We start from the raw sequence: 15,928 nt of genomic DNA, 5'->3' as shown, positions 1-15,928 counted from the left end.
AAATCAATAATAGAAAAGATCGGGGAAAAGGCTGTACAGAACGGGATATACCGCTAGGCTAGCGACAACCCTGACGCGCCTGGATGAACATCCGACGCGGGAAACACAGATTTACCGGCCTGCCTGGCCAACTCCAGCCCGATGATGATGTCGGGCTTTTTATTGCCTGGCTTTTAGGCAAGCGCCTTGAGCAACACATCGATATCTTTCAACACACTCGCCTCGCCCTTCTCGCCCCAATACAACGCAATCATCTGCTTGTCGGCCTCGACCTTGTAGACGTTGGTCGGCAGCTTTGCAAAATGCGGCAACAACTTCTCATCGACACACACTTCACGCCACTGATTGACCCACACACCCGGCTCCAACTGCCAGTAACTCCAGATGGCCGGCGTGCTCCCGCGCCGTGGCCGGCAGTACTGCGCACAGGGGCTCGGCGGCTCCTGCTTGAGCCAATGGGGCCACTCCTGGGGCGCCAACTGCATGGCCAGGCCGATACGGCGTGCTTCCATGCGCAGGGCCATGCGCCCGCTCTGATGGCGCGACGGGCGCAGCCATGCCAGAGGGCTCAGAACCACCACAAGGATTGACACCACTATCCAGACCGTCATATGTGTACTCCCGAATTTCTAGATGAGCGGATTTGATCTGACGCAACCCCATCCGCTTGAAAGCAGCCATACTGAACTTATTGCAGTCCCCTGGAGGAACGCCCCATGTCCTACGAACATATTCTGGTCGCTGTCGACCTGACCGAAGAGTGCGATCCAGTCATCAAGCGCGCCCGCGCCTTCGCGATCGCCAGCGGTGCCAAACTGTCGCTGGTGCATATCGTCGAACCAATGGCCATGGCCTTTGGGGGTGACGTGCCCATGGACCTTTCCCAGTTGCAGCAACAACAGTTCGATCAGGCCAAAGAGCGCCTGGACCGGTTGATTCTCAAATACCCCGAAGTGACCAAGGAAAACTCCCACCTCACTTACGGCCAACCGCGCCAGGAAATCCACCATCTGGCCAAGGAACAAAACTGCGACCTGATCGTGGTGGGCAGCCATGGCCGGCATGGCCTGGCGTTATTGCTGGGCTCCACTGCCAATGATGTATTGCATGGCGCGCCGTGTGATGTGCTGGCCGTGAAGCTGGTGAAACCCTCTTAAGCACATTTTCAACTGTATTTCATATAAAAAACCCGGTGCTCATGAAAATGAACACCGGGTTTTTTATTACGTGCAGATCACTCAGGCATCCAGCTCGGCCCAACGCTCAACCAGCACTTCCAACTCCTGATTCAGTTTCTCCAGGGAAGCAATCACCTTGGCAGTTTCCGCCGCCGGACGCAGGTAGAAACCGGCGTCAGCCATCTCCGCTTCTACCGCGGCAATCTGCTGTTCCTTGGCGTCGATATCACCCGGCAAGGCTTCCAGCTCACGCTGCAGCTTGTAGCTGAGCTTCTTCTTGCCAACCGGCGCCGACTCCACAACCGGCGTAGCAGCCGCCACCGGCGCCACCACCGCCGAATTCAGGTCAGCTTTGCCGGACTTGCTCTCGGTCACGCCCAGCAGACGCGGCGAGCCGCCCTGACGCAGCCAGTCCTGGTAACCACCGACGTATTCACGCACCTTGCCTTCGCCTTCGAAGACCAGGGTGCTGGTGACCACGTTGTCGAGGAATGCCCGGTCGTGGCTGACCATCAGCACAGTGCCGTTGAAGGTCAGCAGCACTTCTTCCAACAGCTCGAGGGTTTCCACGTCGAGGTCGTTGGTCGGTTCGTCGAGGACCAGCAGGTTGGCCGGCTTACTGAACAGCTTGGCCAGCAGCAGGCGCGCACGCTCTCCCCCGGACAAGGCTTTCACCGGTGTACGTGCACGCTGCGGGCTGAACAGGAAGTCGCCCAAGTAGCTTAGGACGTGGCGGCTCTGGCCGTCGATATCGATGAAGTCGCGACCTTCGGCGACGTTATCGATCACGGTTTTTTCCAGGTCCAACTGGTGGCGCAACTGGTCGAAGTAAGCCACGTCGATGCGCGTGCCCTCTTCCACGGTGCCGCTGGTCGGCTGCAGACCGCTGAGCATCAGCTTGAGCAATGTGGTCTTGCCGGTGCCGTTGGCGCCCAGCAGGCCGATACGGTCGCCGCGCTGCAGGACCATGGAGAAGTCCTTGATCAGGAACGGGCCGTCCGGGTGATGGAAGCTGACGTTCTCCAGCACCATCACCTGCTTACCCGACTTGTCGGCGGTGTCCAGCTGGATATTGGCCTTGCCGGTGCGCTCGCGACGCTCGCTGCGCTCGACCCGCAGGGCTTTCAGGGCACGTACGCGACCTTCGTTACGGGTGCGGCGGGCCTTGATGCCTTGACGGATCCAGACTTCTTCCTGGGCCAGCTTCTTGTCGAACAGCGCGTTGGCGGTTTCTTCGGCGGCCAGCGCGGCTTCCTTGTGTACCAGGAAGCTGGCGTAGTCGCCGTTCCAGTCGATCAGACCACCACGGTCCAACTCAAGGATGCGGGTCGCCAGATTCTGCAGGAAGGAACGATCGTGCGTGATGAACAGCACAGCGCCCTGGAACTCCTTGAGGGCTTCCTCCAGCCAGGCAATCGCGCCGATGTCCAGGTGGTTGGTCGGTTCATCGAGCAACAACAGGTCCGGCTCGGAAACCAGGGCCTGGGCCAGCAGCACACGACGACGCCAGCCACCGGACAACTCGGCGAGCGTCTTGTCGGCCGGCAGTTGCAGGCGGCTCAAGGTGCTGTCGACCAGTTGCTGCAAGCGCCAGCCATCACGGGCTTCGAGGTCTTGCTGGACGTGCATCAGCTTGTTCAGGTCGTCTTCGGTGACACAGTTTTGTGCCAGGTGATGGTATTCGGCGAGCAGCGCGCCGACGCCGTCGAGGCCTTCGGCAACCACGTCGAACACTGTCCGTCCGTCGGCCACCGGCAATTCTTGCGGCAATTCGCCGATCTTGAGGCCCGGCGCGCGCCATACGGAGCCGTCATCGGGCTTCTGGTCGCCTTTGACCAGCTTCATCATGCTGGATTTGCCGGTGCCGTTGCGGCCGATGATGCACACCCGCTCACCACGGGCGATCTGCCAGGACACCTTGTCCAACAACGGCATAGCGCCGAAAGCAAGGGACACATCGCTGAATTTGAGCAGGGTCATACGCTTCTCCAAAAACTGGGCGCGCATTCTACCTGAGTTAGGGGTGGGATGCGGCTGGCATTTTCGCTACCGACACGTTCTGTAGGACATTTCCAACGAACTTGAACGAACCGCCCGGCAAAGCTTTCGTCTGCGTTGGGCAAAAGGCTAAGCTAGGGGCAATCAGTGTCGGCGGTGCCGATGCTAGTCGTGATTTCTCTGCACGGACGTCTCATGCGCAGCCGCCTTTTCAACTTTTTATCTTGTCTGCTTCTTTCCGCCACCGCCGTTCAATCCGCACAGGCCGTGGACCTCACCACCCAACGTCAATATTACGATGAAGCCAAACGCGCCTTGGCCAAGGGCGATACCGGGCCTTACATGCAATACAGCCAAGCCCTGGCCGACTACCCGCTGACACCGTACCTGGCCTATGACGAACTGACGGCACGCCTGAAAACCGCGAGCAACCAGGAAATCGAGCAGTTCCTCGCCAAAAACGGCGACCTGCCCCAGGCCAATTGGATGAAGCTGCGCTGGTTGCGCTGGTTGGCCGAGCGTGGCGACTGGCAGACCTTTGAAAAGTACTACGACGCCAAGCTCAATTTCGTCGAACTCGACTGCCTGCATGGCCAGTTCCAGCTCACCCACAACCTGAAAGCGGAAGGCTACAAGACCGCCGAAAAACTGTGGATGACCGGCAAGTCCCAACCGGCGGCCTGCGATGTCACCTTCGGGCAGTGGGCGGCTGACGGCCAACTCACTGAACAGAAGATCTGGGATCGCGCCAAACTCGCCGCCGAAGCGCGCAACTACGCGCTGGCCAACAGCCTGGTGAAAACCCTGCCCACCCTCGGCGCCCAAGGCCGCTTGATGGTGGACGTGGCGCAGAAGCCCGACATGCTCAGCGACCCTTCACGCTTCCTGCCGGCCACTGAGGCCATGTCTGACGCCGTGGGCCTGGGCCTGCGCCGCCTGGCACGCCAGGATCCCGACAAGGCCATGGCCCTGCTCGACGGCTACGCCAGCAGCATGCACTTCTCCCGTGACGAAAAAGTGTCGATCGCCCGCGAAATCGGTCTCACCCTGGCCAAGCGCTATGACCCGCGCGCCCTTGAGGTGATGACCAAGTACGATCCCGAACTGCGCGACAACACCGTCTCCGAGTGGCGCCTGCGCCTGCTGCTGCGCCTGGCGCGCTGGGAAGACGCCTACCAGTTGACCCGCAAGCTTCCCCAGGACCTGGCTACCACCAACCGCTGGCGCTACTGGCAGGCCCGCAGTCTGGAATTGGCCGAGCCGAAGAACCCGCAAGCGCTGGTCCTGTACAAACACTTGGCGCAAGAACGCGATTTCTACGGGTTCCTGGCGGCGGATCGCTCCAAGGCCCCGTACCAGCTGAAGAACAAACCGCTGCTAATGAGCCAGGCACTGGTCAGCAAGGTGCGTAACACCCCGGGCGTACGTCGTGCCCTGGAGTTCTACGCACGTGGCCAGGTGGTGGATGGCCGCCGTGAGTGGTACCACGTGAGCCGTCACTTCAACCGCGACGAGATGGTTGCCCAGGCCAAGCTGGCCTACGACATGAAATGGTACTTCCCGGCGATCCGCACCATCAGCCAGGCGCAGTACTGGGATGACCTGGACATCCGCTTCCCGATGGCGCACCGCGACACCCTGGTGCGCGAAGCCAAGGTGCGCGGCCTGCACTCCAGCTGGGTGTTCGCGATTACCCGTCAGGAAAGCGCCTTCATGGATGACGCCCGCTCTGGCGTCGGCGCCAGCGGCCTGATGCAACTGATGCCCGGTACCGCCAAGGAAACCGCACGCAAGTTCAGCATCCCCCTGGCCTCCCCCGCCCAAGTGCTGGACCCGGACAAAAACATCCAGCTCGGCGCCGCCTACCTGAGCCAGGTGCACAGCCAGTTCAACGGTAACCGTGTGCTCGCCTCCGCCGCCTACAACGCCGGCCCCGGCCGCGTGCGCCAATGGCTGCGCGGCGCGGATCACCTGAGTTTTGACGTGTGGGTGGAAAGCATCCCGTTCGACGAAACCCGCCAGTATGTGCAGAACGTGCTGTCTTATTCGGTGATCTACGGCCAGAAGCTCAACTCACCACAGCCGCTGGTGGATTGGCATGAGCGGTATTTTGACGATCAGTAATAAAGGCAGCTTTAAACAGCAAGTTTGAAGCTGCACGCCATATAAAAATGCCCGCATTTCTCAATGCGGGCATTTTTTTTGGGGGTGAGATTTAGTGCGAGGCGCTTTCCTCCACCCCATCACTGAACTGCAACGCTGCCAACCGCGCATACAGCGGATTGCTCGCAATCAACTGCTGATGCGTGCCTACCGCCACCAGCTTGCCCTGGTCCATCACCGCAATGCGGTCGGCGTTCTTCACCGTGGCCAGTCGATGGGCGATCACCAGCGTGGTACGCCCTTGCATCAATTGCGGCAAGGCCTGCTGGATCAGGTGTTCGCTCTGGGCATCGAGGGCGCTGGTGGCCTCGTCCAGCAGCAGAATCGGCGCGTCCACCAGCAGCGCCCGAGCGATGGCCAAGCGTTGGCGTTGGCCGCCGGAGAGGCCCATGCCGCCATCGCCCAGGTGGGTTTGGTAGCCGTCGGGCATTTGCAGGATGAAGTCATGGGCGTGGGCAATGCGCGCGGCGGCCTCGACCTGCTCGGCGGTGGCCGTCGGGTTGCCGTAGCGGATGTTCTCTTCGACGTTGCCGAAAAACAACGCCGGGCTCTGGGACACCAGGGCGAAATGACGGCGCAGGTCCATGGGGTCGAGTTCGGTCAGCGGGTGGCCCTCCAGCAGGATGCGGCCTTGCTGGGGGTCGTAGAAGCGCAGCAACAGATCAAAAATCGTCGATTTGCCCGCGCCGGACGGGCCGACCAAGGCCAGGGTTTCACCGGGGTTGATGGTCAGGTTCAGGCCATCGATGGCATAGCTGTCGGGACGTGAGGGATAGGAAAACCGCAGGTCTTGCAACGCCATGCGCCCGCTGACCCGCTCCGGCAGTTGGACGGTGCCGGTGGCGGGCGCCTGGATTTCGTTGCTCGACTGCAACAACTCGCCAATGCGCTCGGCGGCACCAGCGGCGCGTTGCAACTCGCCGAGCACTTCGCTCAGGGTGCCGACCGCGCTGCCGACGATCAGGCTATAGAACACAAACGCCGCCAGCTCACCGCCGGAAATGCGCCCGTTGATCACATCCATGCCACCGACCCACAGCATCACCCCGACGGCGCCGAGCACCAGCATGATCACCAGGGTAATCAGCCAGGCGCGCTGGGCGATGCGTTTGCGCGCGGTGGTAAAGGCCTCTTCCACGGTCACGGCGAAACGCTGTTCGTCCTGCACCTGGTGGTTGTAGGCCTGCACGGTTTTGATCTGGCCGAGGGTCTCGGACACATAGCTGCCCACGTCGGCGATGCGGTCCTGGCTTTGGCGCGACAGGCTGCGTACACGTCGGCCGAAGATCAGGATCGGCGCCAGCACCAGTGGCAGTGCCACCACCACGATACTGGTGAGCTTGGGGTTGGTGACAAACAGCAACACGATGCCACCGATGACCATCAAGGCATTACGCAGGAACAACGATAAAGACGAGCCGATTACCGATTGCAGCAACGTGGTGTCAGTGGTCAGCCGCGACTGGATCTCCGAACTGCGATTGTTCTCGTAAAAGCCCGGATGCAGATAAATCAGGTGGTTGAACACTTGCCGACGGATGTCCGCCACCACCCGCTCGCCGATCCACGAGACCAGGTAAAACCGCGCAAACGTACCCACTGCCAACCCCAGCACCAGCATCATGAACAGGCCGATGGACTGGTTGAGCAGGTGCGGCGACTGGGTCATGAAACCCTGGTCCACGAGCAATCGGATGCCCTGCCCCATCGACAAGGTAATACCGGCGGTGACGATAAGCGCCAACAGCGCGCCGAGCGCGTGCCAGCGGTAGGGCGCAATGAAGCGGCTGGCCAGGCGAATCGCACGGCGTTGACGGACTGAGAACATGGAGGGCATCACCTGCGCAGGGGAGATAAGTGTCTACCTCACAACATTGGGGGAACTTGGGTAAATAACAATGAGTCAGGTTAATTATGCCCGCCGATGCTGATCCCTAGAGGCTATCGGTCTAACCCCCAGCTGGAAATTTGTAGCGGTTTCTGGTGGACTGGGTGTTCGAACCGCTGACCCGACAGGGAGTTGTAACAGCCTGGTCACGCGGGCGGCTTAGAGTAATAAGCAGAGTAGGTACACAACCTGATGAGGAGACAGGCCATGACCTTGCAAAATAGCAGCGATGCCAAGATTGAAGTGATCCGCCAGCCGCAGCAATTGCCTTGCTCGTATATCGACGCCCAAGGCCGCGAAGTGCAGATTACCGAAGAGATGATCCAGCAAGCGTGCAGCGAACTGGAACAGCGACTGGTTAAGCCTGCCCGGCAAGGCTGAAGCGCCGACGCTCTTTCAAACCCGGCCCAGGTGGCCGGGTTTTTTATCGGGGTCTAAACGCCCGCGGCGCCCAATGCGCTGACGATGTTCGACAACGCGGCCGACTCACCGTTGATGCTCACCCTCAAGCCATCAATCTCACGGCGCTCAGGGTAGTTTTTGCGCAGCAGGTCAAACGCCTTGCGCTGTTCTTCCACCGTTCCTACCAGGCTACGCCGGAAATCCGCATCATCGCGACGCGGGTCGTACACGCTGCGGCACAGGGTCGCCAGCGCCCAGGCCGGGTCAGTGGACGCATTCAACTGCACCTCGGCCAACCACGGCTGCGGCAGCAAATCACTCAACTGGATGCCGGGTTCCTGACCCAGGTGCGTGCAGAACGCTTGATAAATCTGCGCGGTGCCGCGTTGCTTGCCGTCCAGGCTGTAGCCAGCGATGTGCGGCGTGGCCAGCACGCAGAGGTCCGCCAGGTCCACGTCCACTTCAGGCTCGCCCTCCCACACATCCAGCACCGCTTGCAGGTCTTCGCGCGCCAGCAACACCTCGCGCAGGGCGGCGTTGTCCACCACCGGGCCACGGCTGGCATTGATCAGCCAAGTGCCGGGCTTGAGCTGGTTGAGCCGCTGACGATCGAACAAATGCCAAGTGGAACCGTTGCCGGATTTGGTCAGCGGGGTGTGCAGGCTGATCACATCGCATTGCTCGATGATCTGGTCCAGGCTGACGTAATCGCCGTCCTCGGCGATCTGCCGTGGCGGGTCGCAGACCAGCACGTTCCAACCCAGCCCTTTGAGCACCTTGACCAGCCGTCCGCCGACTTCACCGGCGCCAACCACGCCATAGGTGCGGTGATTGAGGTCGGCGCCTTCGATTTCAGCCAGGGTCATCAGGCTGCCCAGCACATAGTCCACCACGCCACGGGCGTTGCAGCCGGGGGCACTGGACCACTGGATGCCGGCCTGCTTGAAGTAATCGAGGTCCAAGTGGTCGGTGCCGATGGTGCAGGTGCCGACGAAGCGCACCTTCGTCCCCTCCAGCAGGGCGCGGTTGACGTTGGTCACCGAGCGCACCAGCAGCACGTCGGCCTGCTCGACCGTGGCGCGGTCGATGGAACGGCCGGGGACGCGGCGAATCTCGCCAAATCCCTGGAAGAATGCATCGAGCAGCGGAATATTTTCGTCGGCAACAATCAGCATGGCAGGCTCCTTTGGCGGACCCGCAGTGTACAGGGATCGCAGCCCTCGCTTACAAATCGCTAACACAGGTTTTTTCCTGACCGATGCGTCAACGCGTAGAATCCGCCGTCCTTGCGCTTCCTTCTATTGGACACCTGTACGTGAACACTGCTACCGCCACCCTCACCCGTCCCGCCCGCATCAGCCGGGAAGTGCGCGGCCTGTTGACGCTCGCCTTGCCGATCATGATCGGCCAACTGGCGACGACCGCGATGAGCTTTGTCGATGCGGTGATGGCCGGGCGCGTCAGCCCTCAGGACCTGGCGGCCGTGGGCCTGGGCAACTCGATCTGGATCCCGGTGTACCTGCTGATGACCGGCACGCTACTGGCCACCACGCCCAAAGTCGCGCAGCGCTACGGGGCCGGCCAGTTCAGTGAGATCGGGCCGCTGGTGCGTCAATCCTTGTGGCTGGCAGTGGTGGTCGGCATCACTGCATCGCTGTTGCTGCTGTGCGCCGAACCGATCCTGCATGTGATGAACGTGGAGCCGGACCTGATCGAGCCCTCAATGGGCTACTTGCACGGCATCGCCGCTGGCATGCCGGCCATTGCGCTGTATTACGTGCTGCGCTGTTTCAGTGACGGCCTGGGCCGCACGCGGCCGAGCATGGTGATGGGCCTGTGTGGCCTGGCATTGAATATCCCGCTGAACTACATCTTCATCTACGGCCACCTGGGTGTGCCGGCCATGGGCGGCGTCGGTTGCGGCTGGGCCACAGCCATTGCGATGTGGGTGATGATGCTCGGCCTGGCCGTCTGGACCCGCTGGGGCCCGGCTTACCAGAGCAGCGAACTGTACAAGCGTTTCGACTGGCCGCAATGGGCGGTGATCAAGCGTGTATTGAGCATCGGCCTGCCCATCGGCATCGCGATCTTTGCCGAATCGAGCATCTTCGCGGTGATTGCCCTGCTGATTGGCAGCCTGGGCGCCACCGTGGTCTCAGGTCATCAGATCGCGCTGAACGTCAGCTCGCTGGTGTTCATGATCCCCTACTCCCTGAGCATGGCCGTCACCGTGCGGGTCGGCCAGGCCCTCGGGCGTGGCGAACCGCGTGAAGCGCGCTTCGCGGCTGGCGTCGGCATGGGCACGGCGCTGGCCTACGCCTGCCTGTCCTGCAGCCTGATGCTGCTGTTTCGCGAGCAGATCGCGGCGATCTACACACCAGACCCGGTCGTCATTCACTTGGCTTCGATGCTGATCGTGTTCTCGGCACTGTTCCAGTTCAGCGACTCGATCCAAGTCACGGCCGCCGGTGCACTGCGCGGCTACCAAGACACACGCGTGACCATGGTACTGACCTTGTTCGCCTATTGGGGCGTAGGCCTGCCGGTGGGTTATGCCCTGGGGCTGACAAACTGGCTGGGCGAGCCAAGCGGCCCAAGCGGCTTATGGCAAGGGCTGATCGTGGGCCTGAGCTGTGCCGCAGGAATGTTGCTGGTGCGCCTGGCGCGCAGCGCACGCCGGCGCATTCGCGCCGATAAAGCACGGGGCTGAATCGATCGTGTGATCAGTCGGCTTTTTTGCGGATCCAGTACAGGTATGTACCGGCCTGCTCCTGCTGATCCACCAGCTCGTGGTCAAGGAACACGCAGAACTTGGGGATATCGCGGCGCGTGGACGGGTCGGTCGCGATCACCTTGAGCAAACCGCCTGGTGGCAGGTCGCGGATGTGCTGGTGCAGCATCATCACCGGCTCCGGGCAGTTGAGGCCGGTGGCGTCCAAGGTGCCGTCGACGGGCAGTTCTTCTGCATGACTCATACTTCACTCCTGAAACTAACCCGATCTCCTGTGGGAGCGCGAAGACGCGGGCACATTCACCATAAATTTCGACAGTTATACCGCTTTCGCGAGCAAGCTCGCTCCCCCATGGGCCCTGTGATCACCTCAAGGGCTCAGCGGGCCTTGGTTTTCTTCACATCCACCAACCGACGCAAATGGCAGGTCACTTCCTCACGGTCGTGGTACAGCTGCTTGCAGCCGATCTCCACGCGGATGCCGCGTGCCTTGAAGCCGTCTTCGATACGCTCCAGCAGGCGCTTCACCTCGGCGTAGCGCTGCTTCATCGGCAGCTTCAGGTTCACCACCGCCTCGCGGCAATACCCCTCGCCGATCCAGGTTTCGAGCAACGCCGCGTTACGCGCCGGCTTTTCGACGATATCGCAGACCATCCAGTCCACCGGCTGCTTGGGGACGAAGGTAAAACCGTCGGCCATCAAATGCTGCACCAGACCAGTGTCCATCAGGCTTTCAGCCATCGGCCCGTTGTCGATGGCCGTCACCAGCATGCCGCGGTTGACCAGTTGCCAGGTCCAGCCGCCGGGCGCTGCGCCGAGGTCGACACCGGTCATGTCGCCGTGCAGACGCTCGTCCCACTGGTCGCGGGGGATGAAGTGGTGCCAGGCCTCTTCCAGCTTGAGGGTGGAACGGCTCGGCGCTTCACGGGGGAACTTGAGGCGCGGGATGCCCATCGGCCACATCGCCGAGTTGTTCGATTCGGCTAGGCCCATGAACACTTCGCGGCCGCTCTTGAAGGTCAGCAGCAGGCGCGGTTTGCTCGGGTCGTCCACCAGTTTGCCGGCGTTCAACAGGGCTTTGCGCAGGTGCACTTCGAATTTTTTGCAGAAGTTCGACAGTTCCTTGCCGTCGTTGGTGTCGACCATCTCCAGCCACAGGCTGCCACACACCGGGAATTCGCGCAGGTGGGCGAGGATCACGCTGATCCGGTCGGTTTCCGGCAGGTCGATGAACACTCCGCGCGCCCACTGCCGTGGAAAGATCAGCTCGGCAAAACGCTGGCCGTGCATCAGGCGCTGGGCGCCGTCTTCTTCGGTGCAGACAAATTCGGCGCAGGCGCTGCCGGTCTTGGCCTTGGCGTAGCCGGAAACGTTCAGGCGCGCGGCGTGCTCCGCGATCTCGGAACAGACTTCGCCTTCAAAACCCGGGCGGCAGTGCATAAAAAGGGTGTTCATTGAATCTCCTGGCAACTGGGCTTGCTGTAGCGCAAGTCCTGTCATGAAAACGCGCGCATGATAGCCGAGTTCGGAACCTTGGACTTAACGATAGAGTCCAGTTATTAGCCTGCTAATGAAAACAGGGCTAAGTTGATAGCTCTGTTCGTCCCGTCAGGTCCGTAGCCGTGCGGACCATAAGGAGTCGTGTCATGTCATCGCTTGATAGCCTGAGAACCCTTAAGACCCTTGAAATAGACAGTAAAACCTACCACTACTTCAGCCTGCCCGAAGCCGCCAAGAGCCTGGGTGACCTGGACAAGCTGCCGATGTCACTCAAGGTGCTGCTGGAAAACCTGCTGCGCTGGGAAGACAACAAGACTGTCACCGGCGCCGACCTCAAGGCCATTGCCGCCTGGCTCAAGGAACGCCAGTCCGACCGTGAGATCCAGTACCGCCCCGCCCGCGTATTGATGCAAGACTTTACCGGCGTACCCGCCGTGGTCGACCTGGCCGCCATGCGCGCCGCCGTGGCCAAGGCCGGGGGCGACCCGCAGCGCATCAACCCGCTGTCCCCCGTAGACCTGGTGATTGACCACTCGGTGATGGTCGACAAGTTTGGCACCACCGGCGCTTTCGAGCAGAACGTCGACATCGAAATGCAGCGCAACGGCGAACGCTACGCCTTCCTGCGCTGGGGCCAGAGCGCCTTTGACAACTTCAGCGTGGTGCCACCGGGCACGGGCATTTGCCACCAGGTCAACCTCGAATACCTCGGCCGCACGGTCTGGACCAAAGACGAGGACGGCCGCACCTACGCCTTCCCAGACACCCTGGTCGGCACCGATTCCCACACCACCATGATCAACGGCCTCGGCGTACTCGGCTGGGGCGTGGGCGGGATCGAGGCAGAAGCGGCGATGCTTGGCCAACCGGTGTCGATGCTGATCCCGGAAGTGATCGGCTTCAAGCTCACGGGCAAATTGAAGGAAGGCATCACCGCCACTGACTTGGTGCTGACCGTGACCCAGATGCTGCGCAAAAAAGGCGTCGTGGGTAAATTCGTCGAATTCTATGGCGACGGCCTGGCCGACCTGCCCTTGGCCGACCGCGCCACCATCGCCAACATGGCCCCGGAATATGGCGCCACCTGCGGCTTTTTCCCGGTGGACGAGGTGACGCTGGACTACTTGCGCCTTTCCGGCCGTCCAACCGAAACCGTCAAGCTGGTCGAGGCTTACACCAAGGCCCAAGGCCTGTGGCGTAACGCCGGCCAGGAGCCGGTGTTCACCGACAGCCTGGCCTTGGACATGGGCAGCGTCGAAGCCAGCCTGGCCGGACCAAAACGCCCACAGGACCGTGTCGCCCTGCCGAATGTCGGGCAGGCCTTCAGCGACTTCCTCGACCTGCAATTCAAACCCACCAACAAGGAAGAGGGCCGCCTGGAAAGCGAAGGCGGCGGCGGGGTTGCCGTGGGCAATGCCGACCTGGTGGGCGAAACCGACTATGAATACGACGGCCAGACCTATCGCCTGAAAAACGGCGCGGTGGTGATCGCTGCAATCACCTCCTGCACCAACACCTCCAACCCCAGCGTGATGATGGCGGCCGGGCTGCTGGCGAAAAAGGCCGTGGAAAAGGGCCTGACGCGCAAACCTTGGGTTAAAACCTCCCTGGCCCCAGGCTCCAAAGTGGTCACCGACTACTACAAGGCAGCGGGCCTTACCCAGTACCTGGACAAGCTGGGCTTCGACCTGGTGGGTTACGGCTGCACCACCTGCATCGGTAACTCGGGTCCGCTGCCCGAGCCGATCGAGAAAGCCATCCAGAAGGCCGATCTTGCCGTGGCTTCGGTGCTGTCGGGTAACCGCAACTTTGAAGGCCGCGTGCACCCGCTGGTGAAAACCAACTGGCTGGCGTCGCCGCCGCTGGTGGTGGCCTACGCCTTGGCGGGCACCGTGCGCATCGATATCAGCAGCGAACCGTTGGGCAACGATCAGCACGGTCATCCGGTGTACCTCAAGGACATCTGGCCCACCAGCCAGGAAATCGCCGACGCCGTTGCTCAAGTCACGACAGGCATGTTCCACAAGGAATACGCTGAAGTGTTTGCCGGTGACGAGCAGTGGCAAGCGATTGAAGTGCCACAAGCTGCGACCTACGTGTGGCAGAAAGACTCCACCTACATCCAGCACCCGCCGTTCTTCGACGACATTGCCGGGCCTCTGCCGGTGATCAAGGACGTCAAGGGCGCGAATGTGCTGGCGTTGCTGGGAGACTCGGTCACCACCGACCACATCTCCCCGGCCGGCAACATCAAGACCGACAGCCCCGCCGGCCGCTACCTGCGCGAACAAGGCGTGGAACCGCGCGACTTCAACTCCTACGGTTCACGCCGCGGCAACCATGAAGTGATGATGCGCGGCACTTTTGCCAACATCCGTATCCGCAATGAGATGCTCGGCGGTGAGGAAGGCGGCAATACGCTGTACATCCCCACCGGCGAGAAAATGCCAATCTACGACGCCTCGATGAAATACCAGGCCTCAGGCACGCCGCTGGTGGTGGTGGCCGGCCAGGAATATGGCACCGGCTCAAGCCGTGACTGGGCGGCCAAGGGTACCAACCTGCTGGGCGTCAAGGCGGTGATCGCCGAGAGTTTCGAGCGGATTCACCGCTCCAACCTGGTGGGCATGGGTGTGCTGCCGTTGCAGTTCAAGCTGGATCAGAACCGCAAGTCGCTCAAGCTGACGGGTAAGGAGAAGATCGACATTCTTGGGCTGACCGACGTGGAGATCGTGCCACGGATGAACCTGACGCTGGTGATTACGCGGGAGGATGGCAGTAGCGAGAAGGTCGAAGTGCTGTGCCGGATCGATACGCTCAATGAAGTGGAGTACTTCAAGTCGGGGGGCATCCTGCACTACGTGCTGCGCCAACTGATCGCGTCCTAAGAGGCTCTCTAAAACAATGGAGATCTAATGTGGGAGCTGGCTTGCCTGCGATGGCGGCGGGTCAGCCAGCCTATCTGCAACTGACACACCGCTATCGCAGGCAAGCCAGCTCCCACAGTTTTGGTCGCATTTCAGGCATAAAAAAAGCGCTGCATCGCGAGATACAGCGCTTTTTTACGCAGTGCCTGTCAGCCGAACAGCCACTTCCACAGCAGCACCAGCACCACTACGGCCAGCACTGGCCGCGCAATGCGGTAAGCCTTCGGATGCTTGCGCTTCCACTGCTTGACCACACCGCTGAACTTGTCGCTGAACGTCTTGCTCCAGGCATACGCCTGGTTGATCCCGCCCACACGCTCGTCATCCAGGTTCTGCGGCGCAGTCGCGCGCCCCAACTGCTTGCTGACCCAACGGTTGATACGGGTCATCACGCGGTTGCTCAGCGGACGCTCGATGTCACAGAACAGAATCACACGGGTCTGCTCAGTCTCGTTCTTGACCCAGTGCACGTAGGTTTCGTCGAACATCACGTCGTCACCGTCGCGCCAGGCGTACTCCTCGCCATCGACAAAGATACGACAGGCGTCGGAGTTCGGCGTGGACAGGCCCAAGTGATAACGCAGGGAACCGGCAAACGGGTCGCGGTGCGGGTTGAGGTGGCTGCCGCCCGGCAACAGCGCGAACATCGCGCCTTTCACGTTAGGAATGCTGCTCACCAACGCCACGGTTTTCGGACACAGCGCCTCCGCCGATGGCAGGGGTTTGTCGTACCACTTGAGGTAGAAACGCTTCCAGCCCTTCTTGAAGAACGAGCCGAAACCGGCGTCGTTGTTCTTTTCGGCCGCGCGGATGTAACCCTCGTCGAACAGGTGCATGGCCTCTTCGCGGATCACTTCCCAGTTGTCCTTGAGCACATCCAGTTCCGGGAATTTGCTGCGGTCCAGGTACGGCTTGGACGGCACCGCCGAAAACAGGTACATCAGGGCGTTATAGGGGGCGAACAGCGCCGAATGGTTAACGAACTGGCGCAACATCGGCAAACGCGCCTTGCCGCGCAGGTGCACATACAACGTGCTGCCGATAAACAACGCCAGCACCGACAGCTTGGCGGCCAAAGAAAAGGTCATGCAGCAACTCCTGGAAATAAGCGCCTGGCCAACAGCAGACGTAGCAGCCGGCC

Annotated in this window: 12 protein-coding genes; 5 read left to right on the top strand and 7 right to left on the bottom strand. The window is 61.3% G+C overall.

The window, feature by feature from the left end; translation table 11 throughout:
• Positions 1-173: 173 nt before the first annotated feature.
• A complete protein-coding gene (locus tag PF1751_RS07785) occupies positions 174-611 on the bottom strand; it encodes a hypothetical protein (RefSeq protein WP_010212076.1) in 438 nt (145 codons plus the stop codon).
• Positions 612-716: 105 nt separating this feature from the next.
• Between PF1751_RS07785 and PF1751_RS07780 the strand changes: the two genes are divergently transcribed.
• The gene (locus PF1751_RS07780; protein ID WP_044286836.1) at positions 717-1,157 is read left to right on the top strand and encodes a universal stress protein; all 441 of its coding nucleotides are present in this window, start codon (positions 717-719) and stop codon (positions 1,155-1,157) included.
• Between the two features lie 81 nt (positions 1,158-1,238).
• On the opposite strand, the gene PF1751_RS07775 is transcribed toward PF1751_RS07780, so the two are convergent.
• Positions 1,239-3,158, bottom strand: a complete 1,920-nt coding sequence (locus PF1751_RS07775; RefSeq protein ID WP_010212078.1) for an ATP-binding cassette domain-containing protein — start codon at positions 3,156-3,158, stop codon at positions 1,239-1,241.
• A gap of 213 nt (positions 3,159-3,371) precedes the next feature.
• On the opposite strand from PF1751_RS07775, the gene PF1751_RS07770 reads away from it, so the two are divergent.
• Positions 3,372-5,300 carry a transglycosylase SLT domain-containing protein gene (locus tag PF1751_RS07770; RefSeq protein ID WP_021490993.1) on the top strand — a complete coding sequence of 643 codons (1,929 nt, stop codon included), beginning with the start codon at positions 3,372-3,374 and terminating at the stop codon, positions 5,298-5,300.
• A gap of 91 nt (positions 5,301-5,391) precedes the next feature.
• Here PF1751_RS07770 and PF1751_RS07765 read toward each other — a convergent pair whose 3' ends face one another.
• Positions 5,392-7,176 (bottom strand): ABC transporter transmembrane domain-containing protein, encoded by a 1,785-nt coding sequence (locus PF1751_RS07765; protein WP_162484835.1) that lies wholly within the window; start codon positions 7,174-7,176, stop codon positions 5,392-5,394.
• 258 nt (positions 7,177-7,434) lie between these two features.
• On the opposite strand from PF1751_RS07765, the gene PF1751_RS29210 reads away from it, so the two are divergent.
• Positions 7,435-7,608 carry a PA1571 family protein gene (locus PF1751_RS29210; RefSeq protein WP_010212086.1) on the top strand — a complete coding sequence of 58 codons (174 nt, stop codon included), beginning with the start codon at positions 7,435-7,437 and terminating at the stop codon, positions 7,606-7,608.
• Positions 7,609-7,661: 53 nt separating this feature from the next.
• Here the strand turns inward: PF1751_RS29210 and pdxB are convergent, their stop codons facing one another.
• Positions 7,662-8,804, bottom strand: a complete 1,143-nt coding sequence (pdxB, locus tag PF1751_RS07755) for a 4-phosphoerythronate dehydrogenase PdxB (RefSeq protein ID WP_021490995.1) — start codon at positions 8,802-8,804, stop codon at positions 7,662-7,664.
• A gap of 140 nt (positions 8,805-8,944) precedes the next feature.
• On the opposite strand from pdxB, the gene PF1751_RS07750 reads away from it, so the two are divergent.
• On the top strand, positions 8,945-10,339 hold the full coding sequence (locus tag PF1751_RS07750; protein WP_044286834.1) for an MATE family efflux transporter: 1,395 nt from the start codon (positions 8,945-8,947) through the stop codon (positions 10,337-10,339).
• A gap of 13 nt (positions 10,340-10,352) precedes the next feature.
• On the opposite strand, the gene tusA is transcribed toward PF1751_RS07750, so the two are convergent.
• Positions 10,353-10,604 carry a sulfurtransferase TusA gene (gene tusA, locus PF1751_RS07745; protein ID WP_010212093.1) on the bottom strand — a complete coding sequence of 84 codons (252 nt, stop codon included), beginning with the start codon at positions 10,602-10,604 and terminating at the stop codon, positions 10,353-10,355.
• A gap of 134 nt (positions 10,605-10,738) precedes the next feature.
• On the bottom strand, positions 10,739-11,815 hold the full coding sequence (gene rlmM, locus PF1751_RS07740) for a 23S rRNA (cytidine(2498)-2'-O)-methyltransferase RlmM (RefSeq protein ID WP_021490997.1): 1,077 nt from the start codon (positions 11,813-11,815) through the stop codon (positions 10,739-10,741).
• A gap of 191 nt (positions 11,816-12,006) precedes the next feature.
• On the opposite strand from rlmM, the gene acnA reads away from it, so the two are divergent.
• Positions 12,007-14,748 (top strand): aconitate hydratase AcnA, encoded by a 2,742-nt coding sequence (gene acnA / locus PF1751_RS07735; RefSeq protein ID WP_010212095.1) that lies wholly within the window; start codon positions 12,007-12,009, stop codon positions 14,746-14,748.
• Between the two features lie 188 nt (positions 14,749-14,936).
• On the opposite strand, the gene PF1751_RS07730 is transcribed toward acnA, so the two are convergent.
• Positions 14,937-15,875, bottom strand: coding sequence for an aspartyl/asparaginyl beta-hydroxylase domain-containing protein (locus tag PF1751_RS07730; RefSeq protein WP_010212097.1), 939 nt, complete (start codon positions 15,873-15,875; stop codon positions 14,937-14,939).
• Between the last annotated feature and the right edge of the window lie 53 nt (positions 15,876-15,928).

The organism is Pseudomonas simiae, assembly GCF_000934565.1.
Lineage (GTDB): Bacteria > Pseudomonadota > Gammaproteobacteria > Pseudomonadales > Pseudomonadaceae > Aquipseudomonas > Aquipseudomonas simiae.
This window is presented reverse-complemented; position numbering and strand designations above follow the sequence as displayed.